The sequence below is a fragment of the Moheibacter sediminis genome (genome assembly GCF_900176425.1).
GTDB lineage: Bacteria > Bacteroidota > Bacteroidia > Flavobacteriales > Weeksellaceae > Moheibacter > Moheibacter sediminis.
Genome location: NZ_FWXS01000002.1, coordinates 147,293 through 159,605, shown reverse-complemented (window position 1 = coordinate 159,605; position 12,313 = coordinate 147,293). Strand labels below are relative to the sequence as shown.

Annotated in this window: 11 protein-coding genes; 5 read left to right on the top strand and 6 right to left on the bottom strand. The window is 35.7% G+C overall.

What is annotated here, in order from left to right; translation table 11 throughout:
* The first annotated feature begins 248 nt into the window (after nucleotides 1-248).
* The 3 genes from B8977_RS03665 (at nucleotide 249) to B8977_RS03655 (ending at nucleotide 3,010) form a co-directional block, all read left to right on the top strand.
* Nucleotides 249-1,550 (top strand): cryptochrome/photolyase family protein, encoded by a 1,302-nt coding sequence (locus B8977_RS03665; RefSeq protein WP_084016282.1) that lies wholly within the window; start codon nucleotides 249-251, stop codon nucleotides 1,548-1,550.
* Between the two features lie 29 nt (nucleotides 1,551-1,579).
* A complete protein-coding gene (locus B8977_RS03660) occupies nucleotides 1,580-2,167 on the top strand; it encodes a Crp/Fnr family transcriptional regulator (RefSeq protein ID WP_084016280.1) in 588 nt (195 codons plus the stop codon).
* Between the two features lie 75 nt (nucleotides 2,168-2,242).
* Nucleotides 2,243-3,010, top strand: coding sequence for an alpha/beta hydrolase (locus B8977_RS03655; protein ID WP_084016278.1), 768 nt, complete (start codon nucleotides 2,243-2,245; stop codon nucleotides 3,008-3,010).
* A gap of 49 nt (nucleotides 3,011-3,059) precedes the next feature.
* Here B8977_RS03655 and B8977_RS03650 read toward each other — a convergent pair whose 3' ends face one another.
* The 3 genes from B8977_RS03650 to glmM all read right to left on the bottom strand — a co-directional run bounded on the left by B8977_RS03650 (nucleotide 3,060) and on the right by glmM (nucleotide 6,675).
* Entirely contained in the window at nucleotides 3,060-3,686 is a 627-nt protein-coding gene (locus B8977_RS03650; RefSeq protein WP_084016276.1) for a metallophosphoesterase, read from the bottom strand.
* Nucleotides 3,687-3,792: 106 nt separating this feature from the next.
* Nucleotides 3,793-5,184 carry a tetratricopeptide repeat protein gene (locus B8977_RS03645; protein WP_084016274.1) on the bottom strand — a complete coding sequence of 464 codons (1,392 nt, stop codon included), beginning with the start codon at nucleotides 5,182-5,184 and terminating at the stop codon, nucleotides 3,793-3,795.
* Nucleotides 5,185-5,289: 105 nt separating this feature from the next.
* The gene (gene glmM, locus B8977_RS03640) at nucleotides 5,290-6,675 is read right to left on the bottom strand and encodes a phosphoglucosamine mutase (protein ID WP_084016272.1); all 1,386 of its coding nucleotides are present in this window, start codon (nucleotides 6,673-6,675) and stop codon (nucleotides 5,290-5,292) included.
* Between the two features lie 133 nt (nucleotides 6,676-6,808).
* On the opposite strand from glmM, the gene B8977_RS03635 reads away from it, so the two are divergent.
* A complete protein-coding gene (locus B8977_RS03635; RefSeq protein WP_084016270.1) occupies nucleotides 6,809-7,129 on the top strand; it encodes a GlsB/YeaQ/YmgE family stress response membrane protein in 321 nt (106 codons plus the stop codon).
* A 417-nt stretch (nucleotides 7,130-7,546) separates the two neighbouring features.
* Here B8977_RS03635 and lpdA read toward each other — a convergent pair whose 3' ends face one another.
* Nucleotides 7,547-8,947 carry a dihydrolipoyl dehydrogenase gene (lpdA, locus tag B8977_RS03630; protein WP_084016268.1) on the bottom strand — a complete coding sequence of 467 codons (1,401 nt, stop codon included), beginning with the start codon at nucleotides 8,945-8,947 and terminating at the stop codon, nucleotides 7,547-7,549.
* Nucleotides 8,948-9,081: 134 nt separating this feature from the next.
* On the opposite strand from lpdA, the gene B8977_RS03625 reads away from it, so the two are divergent.
* Nucleotides 9,082-9,777, top strand: coding sequence for a DUF4397 domain-containing protein (locus B8977_RS03625; RefSeq protein WP_084016266.1), 696 nt, complete (start codon nucleotides 9,082-9,084; stop codon nucleotides 9,775-9,777).
* Between the two features lie 87 nt (nucleotides 9,778-9,864).
* Here the strand turns inward: B8977_RS03625 and B8977_RS03620 are convergent, their stop codons facing one another.
* Nucleotides 9,865-11,124 (bottom strand): aminotransferase class I/II-fold pyridoxal phosphate-dependent enzyme, encoded by a 1,260-nt coding sequence (locus B8977_RS03620; protein ID WP_084016265.1) that lies wholly within the window; start codon nucleotides 11,122-11,124, stop codon nucleotides 9,865-9,867.
* A gap of 92 nt (nucleotides 11,125-11,216) precedes the next feature.
* On the bottom strand, nucleotides 11,217-12,248 hold the full coding sequence (locus B8977_RS03615; RefSeq protein WP_084016263.1) for a PLP-dependent cysteine synthase family protein: 1,032 nt from the start codon (nucleotides 12,246-12,248) through the stop codon (nucleotides 11,217-11,219).
* Between the last annotated feature and the right edge of the window lie 65 nt (nucleotides 12,249-12,313).

Here is a 12,313-nt window from a genome sequence, read left to right as displayed (position 1 = left end):
TAAAAATCATTGACTTATAATATTCTTGGTCGGAACTTCTTCCGACTAAGAGTTGTTATAGTTGTTTCAAATTATTTTAATCTAAAATTAATTAAATTTATTTTAAAAATTTTAAGATGAATCATTTTCTTGATATTTTTTAAACCAAAATTTAATCATCTAAAATAAAGTCACATATTGAATATTAAAAGTCAACTACTCAAAATTATTCGTATAAATAGACTTCGTTAATTAAATTTGTTTCTATTATGAACAAGAAAATCTCCGTGTTTTGGTTCAGACGGGATTTGCGTTTGGATGACAATACAGGGCTTTCTCATGCACTTTTATCAGAAAATCCGGTTTTGCCTATTTTCATTTTCGATAGTGATATTCTTAATCAATTGGAAGATAACTCTGACCGTCGTGTAGATTACATTCATCAAGCATTAAACGAGATTAATAAGGAGTTAAAAAAATACAATTCCGGATTGAAAACCTTTAATGGGAAACCGATTGATATTTTTAAAGAATTAAATGAAAAATATCAAATTGAATCCGTTTATTGTAATCGGGACTATGAACCACAAGCCATCAAAAGAGACAGTTCCATCCAAGAATTTCTACAAGCAAAAGAAATTGAATTTTTAGATTTCAAAGACCAAGTCATTTTTGAGAAATCTGAAATTGTAAAAGCTGATAAAACACCTTATACGGTTTATACGCCCTATTCCAAGAAATGGAAAACCCTTTTAAAACCAGAAAATTATGCTTCTTTTGAAATAGATTTTCAGAATTTCTTAAGTATTCAAAATACTGAAATTCATACTTTAGAAGAAATTGGATTTAAACCTACTAACATTGAATTTGAAACTCCAAATCTCAATTCTAAAATTATCGATAATTACGATAAGTACCGAGATTTCCCTGCAATGAATCATACAACACATTTGGGAATTGCGCTTAGATTTGGAACGGTTTCGGTTCGAAAATGTATAAATTTTGCAATAAAACATAATGAAACCTGGTTAAATGAATTGATTTGGAGAGAGTTTTTCATGCAAATTTTATATCATTTCCCAAAAGTCGTTACCCAAAGTTTCAAAGCCAAATATGATTTAATTGAATGGCGGAATAATGAATCAGAATTTCAGAAATGGTGTGAAGGAAAAACTGGTTATCCGATTGTAGATGCGGGAATGCGCGAATTGAATACAATCGGATTTATGCACAATCGTGTGAGGATGATCACTGCGAGTTTTCTCTGTAAACACCTGTTGATTGATTGGCGTTGGGGCGAAGCTTATTTTGCTCAGAAATTAAATGATTACGACCTTTCTGCAAACAACGGAAATTGGCAATGGGCGGCAGGGAGCGGTTGCGACGCGGCTCCTTATTTCAGGATTTTCAATCCAACTGCACAAACGTTGAAATTTGATAAAGAGCTGAAATACATCAAAAAATGGAATCCTGATTTTGAATCAGATTCAAATCCACCCATTGTTGAACATACCTTTGCAAGAGAAAGAGCATTAGCTATTTACAAAAAAGCTTTGAATGAAGAAATTTAATATATTTATTCAAAATTTCTAAAGCTGACATGTCCGAATCCTCTCATCTTTTCGCTGCACTTTCTCATTTTTCAGGTTTGTCAGAAACCGAATTCCGACGTTCGCAATCGTTCTGGCAATTCAAAGATTACAAAAAAGGGGAATATTACAACCAACATCAAACAGTTTGTAAACACCTAGGTTTTGTAATGCAGGGCGTGTTTCGTTCGTATATAATTGATGAAAAATCAGGCGAAGAAAAAAATGTTTTCCTTTATTCATCAAATGGATTTGTCGTGACTTTTAAAAGTTTTATCAATCAAATTCCATGCGATTACCATACGCAGGCTGTGACTGATGCGAGAGTGATTTACATTCACATTCAGGATTTGATGAAGCTTTACAAAGAATCTCATGAATGGGAAACTTTTGGCAGACTACTCGCTCAGGAAGCATTCAATGTAACGATGGGAAGAATCGAAGGTTTCATGTTCAAATCGCCCGAAGAACGATATTTAGATTTAATTAAACAACATCCAGAGATTTTCAATTCTGTTCCGCTGTACCATATTTCTTCTTATTTAGGGATTCAGGGACCTTCCCTCAGTCGAATCAGAAAAAGAATTTCGGGTAAATGATACGATTTTAACTTGGGTTAAAATTATCCTCGTTCCATTGTTTGAAATTTGCTTCATAATTAAAATTATAAAACAATGGAAAAATCAAAAACAATTGTTCTCATTCATGGAATGTTTGTGAACAACAAGAGCTGGTCAGAATGGAAAAATTATTTTGAATCAAAAGGTTACAAAGTTCATGCGCCTGCCAATCCGGGACACAAAGGAAATCCTGCTGAACTGAGAAAAAACATTCATCCGCAACTTACCCAAACCGGATTTGAAGATGTGGTAATGAACATCGTAAAATTAATTGATACCTTGCCTGAAAAACCAATTGTCATTGGACATTCAATGGCAGGATTAGTCGTTCAGAAATTAATTGAAATGGATAAAGCCGTTGCAGGAATCAGCATCGATGGCGCACCTCCAAAAAATGTAATGGCGCCACTTTCAACAGTAAAAATCGTTTGGCCGGCAGTCAATATTTTCAAAAAATCTGCTTACATGGGAAGTTTGGATTGGTACAGAAGAGCTTTTTTCAATACTTTGCCTGAAAATGAAATTCAAAAAGCCTTTGATGAAATCGCAGTTCCGGAAAGCAGAAAAATCGGACAAGACACTTTGCTGAAATCATTTTCAAATGTTGATTTCAAAAAACCCCATCAGCCGTTATTGTTCATCGCAGGAGAAAAAGATGCAATTTTTCCGCCCGATTTAACCCAGAAAATTGCGAATAAATATTCAGACAAAAACAGCATCGTCGATTATAAAATGTTTGAAGGAAAAAGTCATTTTCTTTGTGGTGAAAAGGGTTGGGAAGAAATTTCGGAATACATTTTAAACTGGATTGAAAAAAGATGAAAAGATTAATTACAAAGTGGAGGAAGTCAATTCAACAACTTTCTCCGCTTTAATTCGCAATGTCTTTTTCGTTCACTTTTACACTTATAATTTCATTGACTACCCCCGTATTTTCAACCCGAGCCGCGGTCAATTTTTTACCAAAACCCGCTCCTGTATCTAAATACCAAGCATCAGAATTTTCATCAAATTTTGGTTCATCCATCACCACATGCCCTACAAACTGAAGCTTACCAATATTTTTCAAAGGTTTTCGGTTAAATAAAATTTGAACATTGTCATCTTCCACCGGAAAATCCGCGTCTTCAGCTACGCCTGCGTGACTTGCATAAACAACTCCATTCTGCCATTGGTGCGGCAACTTATTCATCCAATTTAAAGTTTGTATATAGTCCAGATTATAATTCTCAAACTTCTGTTTTGCGCTTAAAGTAATGGAATCGCGGTAATATTCCTCAAACAAATATTCATTATTTCCTTTCAAAATGACCATCTTCTCCCCTAACTTTTCTTTGAGGTTAATCAGAAATTCCAACACCGCAAAAGTATGTTTGCCTTTGTTTACAAAATCGCCCAAAATCACAAGTTTTTCTTCCGCCGAATGCCAGTGATTGTCCAGCATTTCCCGTAAAGTATAATAACAGCCGTGTATATCTCCGACGATAAAGTAGTTCATCTGTAAGTTGCGTTGTAACAAATCTAACCAACAAATTTCATACCTACTTTAAATTGAAGTAAAGAACCAATTATATAATAGTAAAATTGAATAAGAAGGTTTTTTCTTATTTACTTCCTTTTCCCTGGCGTTTTCGGGAAGTGGTTTTGTGCTTGTTTTCGAGAATCGGATATTTTTTGAACATTTCTACCTGAAGCGTTGCATTCATTTCAGAAGCTTTTTTAAATGCAGAATCTCCCATTTCTTCTTCGCCCAACAAATAGTAACAGTTGCTCAACTGATAGTACAATTCAGCACGGTTGAAATGTTTCAGCCCACGATAAACTGCTTCGATTGCTTTCTGGTAATCACCAATTGTTATGAGCGTTTCGCTCAATCCCAACCAATTGTAAAAATTATTCGGCTCCAATTCCACCAATCGGTAATAATCCAAAGTCGATTCTTCAAATCTCACCAATTGAATGTGCAAAAATGCTCTGCGTTTCCAATAGTCAACATTCAACGAATCCAAATCTATCGCACGATTCAGATAATATAATGCTTCATCAAAATTCCCTAAACTTTCATACAAATCAGAAGTAGCTACCCAACTTTGATCCAATTGCGGATCTTCGTGGATGGATTGATGAAATGCTTTCAAAGCTTTGAAAGGTTTACCCAATTTCATATAACAGCTACCGATTTTCAGATAAGTATAAGCCGCTGAATCGTCTAATTCAAGTGTTTCTTCGTAAACAGAAATAGCTCCTGCAAAATCTTCTAATTTCTCCAAACTCAACGCTTTTTGCGTGTAAGCCATTATTCCTTTTGGATTAATCAAAGTCGCATAATCAAAAGCGCGGTGCGCTTCTTCATAATTTTTCAGAACCATGTACTGCGTTCCCAACTGGGACCATGCGATTTCTGAGTACGGACGCAAATCGATGTATTGCAAAAGAAATTCAATGCATTCTTTGTTCAAATGCAATTCTTCAAAACACTGGATACATGAGAAAAATGCAAAATCATCGTCCAAGTCCAATTCCAATGCCTTTTTGAAACAATACAATGCCTGACTCAATTCATTGAGATTCAGGTATTCATTACCCATGCAGTTGTAAATGTATTCTAAATCATCACCAAATTCCAGAGCTTGTTCATAATATTGAATGGCTTTTTTCGGAACTTCTTTCAATGACCAGAAACGCGCCATACAAATGATAAAATCTGTATCGTTGGCTCCTACTTCTTTTAATTCTTCAATCAATGAAGCTGCCATTTTCAGGCGGTTGATGGATAAAAGATATTCTAATTTTTTGATTTGAATTTCTGTGCTAGATGGATACATATCCATGGCATAATCAATGGCTTTTTTGGCATAAGGCAAGTCACCTACATCCAAATAGTAAGCAATGATTTCGTAGAATTCTTCCGTATCGAAATACAACTTCTGCTTGTTGTCAAGCATCTGCTCGAAACGTTCAATCAATTCATTATTATTTAAAAATCCGTCATCCATATTTATGTTACGAATTTACGCATAAAGCATAAGTTTTCCGCTATGAGTTATTTCAGTTTTGCACAATAAATGAACAAATCCAAATTTGTAATCTATAATATTCCTTTAATTAGTAAAAGATGACAATTCAGAAATAAACCTATCAGCCAAAGCATCTGCTTTTTCCTGCGTTGGTGCCTCCGTATAAATTCTGATAATCGGTTCTGTATTGGATTTGCGTAAATGAACCCATTGATCTTCAAAATCGATTTTCACACCGTCAACAGTAGATATTTCTTCTGATTGATATTTTTCTTCTACTTTTTTTAGAAGTTCATCTACGTTGATTTCAGGCGTCAATTCGATTTTCTTTTTACCCATGAAATAACTTGGATACGCATCACGCATTTCTTTCACAGATTTTTCCTGCTCCGCCAAATGGCTCAAAAACAAAGCAATTCCAACCAAAGAATCACGACCATAATGCAATTCAGGATAGATGATACCACCGTTTCCTTCACCACCTATTTTCGCGCCGATTTCTTTCATTTTCTCCACTACATTCACTTCTCCAACCGCAGATGCAGCATAAGTTTGGTTGTGTTTGGAAGCGATGTCACGTAAGGCTCTGGAAGAAGAAAGATTAGAAACCGTACCTGAGCCCACTTTGCCCAAAACATAATCTGCCACTGCAACCAAGGTATATTCTTCACCGAACATTTCTCCATCTTCAGAAATAATCGCCAAACGATCTACATCGGGATCAACAACGATTCCAAAATCTGCTTTTTCTTCAATAACTTTTTTAGAAATATCGGTCAAATGTTCTTTCAAAGGTTCCGGATTGTGCGGGAAATGTCCGGTCGGATCGCAATACATTTTCACATATTCAACTCCCAATTTATCCAATAATGGCGGAATGGAAATTCCTCCGGTAGAGTTTACAGCATCAATTACAACCTTGAATTTCTTTTCAGCAATTGCTTTTGCGTTGACCAAAGGCAAAGCTAAAATTTGTTCTATATGGATTTTGATGGCATCATCAAAAGTTTCATAATTTCCTAAATCATCCACTTCTGCAAAATTGAATTCATCTGCTTCAGCGATTCTCAAAATTTCAGCACCATCATTTCCGGAAACGAATTCGCCCTTGGCATTTAATAATTTCAAGGCATTCCATTGTTTTGGATTGTGGCTTGCCGTCAAAATAATTCCACCATCGGCTTGAAAATGAGGAACCATTACTTCTACTGTCGGTGTTGTTGACAATCCCAAATCTACTACATCAATTCCCAATCCCTGCAAGGTTGAGCTTACCAACTGGCTTACCATCTGACCTGAAATTCTGGCGTCACGACCGATAATTACTTTGCATTTTTCTTTTCCGGAATTGGTTTTTAACCAAGTTCCATAAGCCGCTGCGAATTTTACGGTATCGATTGGGGTAAGATTATCATTGATTTTTCCGCCGATGGTTCCCCGGATTCCTGATATTGATTTTATAAGTGACATAATGGAGTTTTAAAAATTTATCTGCAAAAGTAAGCTTATTTGGAAAATAGAAGGTTAAAGCAATATTGTTAAAAATTTTAAGAATTATGATAAAAATCATTACATTTGAACTTAATCAAAATCTTAATTATTTATGGAAACAATGTCTGTATTACTTTTCGGCGCTATTGACGGCGTATGGAGTTTTTTAGTTTATGTGGTGTTTGGCTTAATTGCTGCCGGAATTGCAAAAGCGATTATGCCGGGAAAGGATCCGGGAGGATTTTTTGTAACAGCATTGATCGGAATCGTAGGTGCTTATTTAGGTCATAGTATGCGCTCTTGGCTGGGGATGGATTCTGATGGAGAATTGAACTTTTTTAGTTTTATGGACTGGGTTTTCACAATTCTAGGTGCACTTATTTTGTTGTTTATCTGGAAAATGATTGCAAAAATGTTGAATAAAGAATCATAATTTTAAAATATTATCATTAATTAGGAGGTTTGTCTTTCGGGATGAGCCTCTTTTTTATTGTAAAGTTGTTAGTTTTGGTTTGTGTGATTTTGAGTTTTGAGTTGATAGGCTGGAAATTGTTTTGGAAATGGAATGTTTGAGCTTGTTTAGAGTGATTAAAAGCATGTTAACATTCATTCCGAACTTACTAAGGTTTATTCTGAACTTGCAGATGTGTGTTTAATTGGTTCTAAGTTATTTTAAATGAAAAACAGACACTTCGATAATGGAGGTGTCCGTTTTATATTGTTACTTATTTAGTTTTTATTTCATGCCTTCATAGCCCCGATTGAAGTGAAAATCCTTTTTTGTTTTTTTGAAAACAAAAAAGATTGCAACGAAAAGCGGGAATAGCTACAAAAAATTAGAATTTAATTTTTATGAATGAATCGAACGTTTTGCAGTCGCATCTAAAGCAGCTTCTTTCATCGCTTCGGCAAAGGTCGGGTGTGCGTGGCTCATGCGTGCGATGTCCTCAGCAGACGCGCGGTATTCCATAGCGACAACGGCTTCGGCAACCAAATCGGCTGCACGCGCTCCGATGATATGGATTCCTAACACTTCGTCAGTTGCTTCGTCAGCCAAGATTTTCACAAACCCATCCAAATCCATGCTTGCTCGGGCTCTACCCAAGGCGCGGAAAGGGAAACTTCCTACTTTGTATTTGGCTCCTGATTCTTTCAATTGCTCCTCAGTTTTCCCAACTGCGGCTACCTCCGGCCAAGTGTAAACTACTCCCGGAATCAAGTTGTAATCGATATGTGGTTTTTGACCTGCCAATTGCTCCGCTACCAAAACACCTTCTTCCTCTGCTTTGTGAGCCAACATGGCTCCGGCAACTACGTCACCGATTGCGTAAACATTTGCAACGTTGGTTTGTAAGTGGGAATTGGTTTTGATTCTTCCGCGTTCGTCTGTTTCGATGCCTGCATTTTCTAAACTTAAACCTTGTGTGTAAGGACTTCTACCTACAGAAACCAAGACGTAATCTCCTTCGAAAGTCAACTGTTCGCCTTTTTTATCTTCGGCTTTTACAGTTACGCCACCACCATTATTTGTAACTTCTGTAACTTTGGTTGAAGTGTGGAATTTCATTCCTTGTTTTTTCAATACTTTGGTCAATTCTTTTGACAAAGCACCGTCCATACCAGGGATGATTCTATCCATGAATTCTACAACAGTAACTTCTGAACCTAATCTCAAATAAACAGAACCTAATTCCAAACCGATAACCCCTCCACCTATTACAATCAAATGTTTTGGAATTTCTTTTAATTCCAATGCTTCAGTTGAAGTAATGATTCTTTCTTTATCTGTTTTAGCGAAAGGTAATTCAGTTGAATATGAACCTGTGGCTACAATGATATATTTTGATTCGATTTCTTCTGTGGAACCGTCATCTTTGGTTACGATAACGTGTGTAGCATCTTTGAAAGAACCAATTCCGTTGTGAACTTCGATTTTGTTTTTGCCCATTAAGTATTCAATTCCTTTTACATTGGCATCAACTACTTCTCTTTTGCGTTGAATCATTTGAGAGAAATTCACTTTCGGAGCTTCTACATCGATACCATGCGCAGCAAAATTGTGAACGGCATTGTGGTAATGTTCAGACGAATCCAACAAAGCTTTTGACGGGATACAGCCGACATTGAGGCAGGTACCACCTAAACTTGTTTTTTCAATAATCGCAGTTTTAAAACCTAATTGAGCAGCACGAATGGCTGCTACATAACCTCCGGGTCCCGAACCAATCACCGTTACATCGTATGAATTCATATTGTAATTTTTTATTTTAAAATTGAAAGGGTAAAATTAACAATTCTAATTGAATTAATTCAAGTGATTTTGTCATGTATTACGCAACCTTTTGAGAAAATTACATCTATAGTTTAAATTAATATTTAAAGAAAATGAAGTTAGATTTAAAAAAACTGGGAGTATTAGGAACTGTTTTATTTGGAACAATAGGATTGACCTCTTGCCTGAACAATGATGATGAGCTTCCGGTGGTACAAGATGCAGGTTTTGTTGCATTTTTTAATGTTTCTCCTGATTCAAACGGAGTAAGATTTTATTCGAATGACAGATTAATTAATCAGAATTCGACTAATTATTCTCAATTTTTCGGTTATGTGACTATGGAGGCCGGAACACACCAAATCAAAGTAAATTCAGGGAGTGGCAGTGACCTGGATACGATTTCGATGAATGTCATGAAAGATAAACGATATAGTGTTTTTGCTGTGAATGAATTTGAAAATTTAGAATTAGTTGCTTATGAAGATGCTTTAGTAGCTCCAGGAGCTGGAAAAAGTTCTTTGAGATTTATTCAACTTTCTCCTGATGCGCCACAATTGACAATTGCGATTGAAGGCATTGAGGCACCAGTTGGTAACTTAAATTATAAACAAGCCACTTCTTTCGTTCAGATCAATGAATTGATTAATAAAGATTTATACTTAATTAGTACTGAAACACAGGATACTTTGTTTACAAAAGAAATCAGATTGGAAAATGGAAAAATCTATTCTGTTTTCTCTAAAGGATTTGTAAATACTACAAACACTAACCAAAAATTAGACGTACAGATAGTTCCTGTCAATTAAAAATTCCATTACATTTACTTACAAAGAAAAACCGCTTTTGAAATAAGATTCAAAGCGGTTTTTATATTTTAGAAAAATTAATTTTAATTAATATTGGACATAATCTACATCCATATCTTCAGCTGCTTTTTTGTAATATCCTGAATCTAATTTTTCACGAATTGCATCAAAAGCATTCAAGGTATAATCGATGTCTTCATCAGTATGCGCAGCAGTTGGAATAATCCTGAAAATAATTGTTCCTTTTGGAATTACCGGATATACGACAACCGATACAAAAACACCATGGTTTTCACGCAAATCTTTTGACATCAAAGTGGCTTCGATTGGGCTTCCTTCTAAAATAATCGGTGTAACTGGTGTATTAGTCAATCCTAAGTTGAAATTTTTAGCTCTCAATCCAGCTTGGATTTTCTCTACATTTTCCCAAAGCTTATCTTTTAACTCAGGTTTATTTCTTAATAATTCCAGACGTTTCAACCCTCCGATTACCATAGGCATACACAAAGATTTTGCAAAAATCTGCGAACGCAAATTGTATTGTAAATAACGAATTACAGTTTTATCTCCCGCAAAAAATCCACCAAAGCCTGCCATTGATTTGGCAAAAGTTGAGAAATAAACATCTATCTGATCCTGACATCCTTGCTCCTCTCCTGCTCCTGCTCCCGTTTTACCTAGAGTTCCAAATCCGTGCGCATCATCAACCAATAATCTGAAATCAAATTCTTTTTTCAAATCACAGATTTCTTTCAGTTTCCCTTGTTCAGCCATCATTCCGAAAACTCCTTCGGTAACTACCAAAATCCCACCTCCTGTTTGTTCAGTGATTTTTGTAGCACGAGCTAAATTTTTACGTAAACTTTCGATATCGTTGTGCTGGTAAGTAAATCTTTTTCCAAAGTGCAAACGAACGCCGTCAACGATACAGGCGTGACATTCAATGTCATAAACGATTACGTCATTTTTGGAAACCAAAGCATCAATTGCAGAAACCATTCCCGGATATCCGAAATTTAATAAATAAGCAGATTCTTTACCTACAAATTCAGCCAATTCATTTTCTAATTGTTGATGGTATTTTGTCTGACCAGTCATGGCTCTGGCTCCCATTGGCGCAGCCATACCGTATTTTGCTGCAGAATCAGCATCTGCTTTTCTCACTTCAGGATGATTTGCCAAACCTAAATAGTTATTCAAACTCCAAACTACAACCTCTTTCCCTTTGAATTTCATTCTTGGTCCTAATTCACCTTCCAATTCAGGGAAGATGAAATATCCTTCTCCATAATCTGCAAACTGACCCAATGGACCAGGATTCTTTTTAATTCTTTCAAAAATATCCATTTAATTATATTTTGATTAGTTTATTATTAATGTAAAAATGCTCCCACTGTAACGGGAGCATTTTGTTTTTATATATTTATTAAATACATTTCTTATTTAATGTGTTGAATGGTTGCGTTTGATTCCAATCCATTCAAGCGGCTGTTGGTAAATCCTTGTTGTTCCATCCAGCTGTCACTGAAAACTTTTGTGATGTATCTGGAACCGTGATCAGGAAAAATTAAAACAACGATGTCTCCTTCTTTGAAATCAGCAGCCAATTGTCTGTAAGCCTGAACTACTGCACCACAAGTGTAACCACCCATGATTCCTTCTTTCAAAGCTATTTCTCTTGTACGGTATGCACTTTCTTCATCGGTTACTTTTTCAAATTTATCAATCAAACTAAAATCAGTCGCTTCGGGAACTAAATTTTTTCCTAAACCTTCAATTTTGTATGGATAAATTTCATTTTTGTCAACTTCTCCGGTTTCGTGGTATTTTTTCAAAATCGAACCATAAGCATCTACGCCGATGATTTTGATTTCAGGGTTTTGTTCTTTCAAATATTTTGCTGAACCTGAAAGCGTTCCACCAGTTCCACAACAAGCAATTAAGTGCGTTATTTTTCCTTCGGTCTGTTTCCAGATTTCAGGACCTGTCGTCACGTAATGCGCTTCAATATTTTTTAAGTTGAAATATTGATTGATATAAATTGAATTCGGGGTTTCAGCGGCGATTCTTTTTGCAACTTCATAATAAGAGCGAGGGTCATCTGCTGCTACGTTAGCAGGACAGATAAAAACTTTCGCTCCCAAAGCTTTTAGGTAAGCTATTTTCTCGTCATTGGTTTTATCCGAAACAGCCAAAATACACTTATAACCTTTCAAAATACTAACCATAGCCACACTAAATCCGGTATTTCCTGATGTCGTTTCAACGATAGTAGCTCCTGGTTTCAATAATCCTGATTTCTCCGCTTCTTCAATGATGTGCAGCGCGATTCTATCTTTGGTCGAGTGTCCGGGGTTGTAACTTTCTAACTTAGCGTAAACCTCGCCTGGAATTCCCTGGCCTATTTTGTTTAGTTTTACGATAGGTGTATCACCTATCAATTCCAAAACGCTATTATAAGTTCCAGTCATTACATTTTGTTCTTTACTTACAATCGGCAAATTTAGTACTTTTTGTGAAACTAACCATTTTTCAG

Excerpts from the sequence above, each read along its gene's own strand:
- lpdA (WP_084016268.1), bottom strand. The coding sequence starts at position 8,947 with ATGAATTCATACGATGTAACGGTGATTGGTTCGGGACCCGGAGGTTAT.
- B8977_RS03660 (WP_084016280.1), top strand. The coding sequence starts at position 1,580 with ATGTCCGAATCCTCTCATCTTTTCGCTGCACTTTCTCATTTTTCAGGT.
- glmM (WP_084016272.1), bottom strand. The coding sequence starts at position 6,675 with ATGTCACTTATAAAATCAATATCAGGAATCCGGGGAACCATCGGCGGA.
- B8977_RS03650 (WP_084016276.1), bottom strand. The coding sequence starts at position 3,686 with ATGAACTACTTTATCGTCGGAGATATACACGGCTGTTATTATACTTTA.
- B8977_RS03615 (WP_084016263.1), bottom strand. The coding sequence starts at position 12,248 with ATGACTGGAACTTATAATAGCGTTTTGGAATTGATAGGTGATACACCT.
- B8977_RS03635 (WP_084016270.1), top strand. The coding sequence starts at position 6,809 with ATGGAAACAATGTCTGTATTACTTTTCGGCGCTATTGACGGCGTATGG.
- B8977_RS03665 (WP_084016282.1), top strand. The coding sequence starts at position 249 with ATGAACAAGAAAATCTCCGTGTTTTGGTTCAGACGGGATTTGCGTTTG.
- B8977_RS03620 (WP_084016265.1), bottom strand. The coding sequence starts at position 11,124 with ATGGATATTTTTGAAAGAATTAAAAAGAATCCTGGTCCATTGGGTCAG.
- B8977_RS03625 (WP_084016266.1), top strand. The coding sequence starts at position 9,082 with ATGAAGTTAGATTTAAAAAAACTGGGAGTATTAGGAACTGTTTTATTT.
- B8977_RS03645 (WP_084016274.1), bottom strand. The coding sequence starts at position 5,184 with ATGGATGACGGATTTTTAAATAATAATGAATTGATTGAACGTTTCGAG.
- B8977_RS03655 (WP_084016278.1), top strand. The coding sequence starts at position 2,243 with ATGGAAAAATCAAAAACAATTGTTCTCATTCATGGAATGTTTGTGAAC.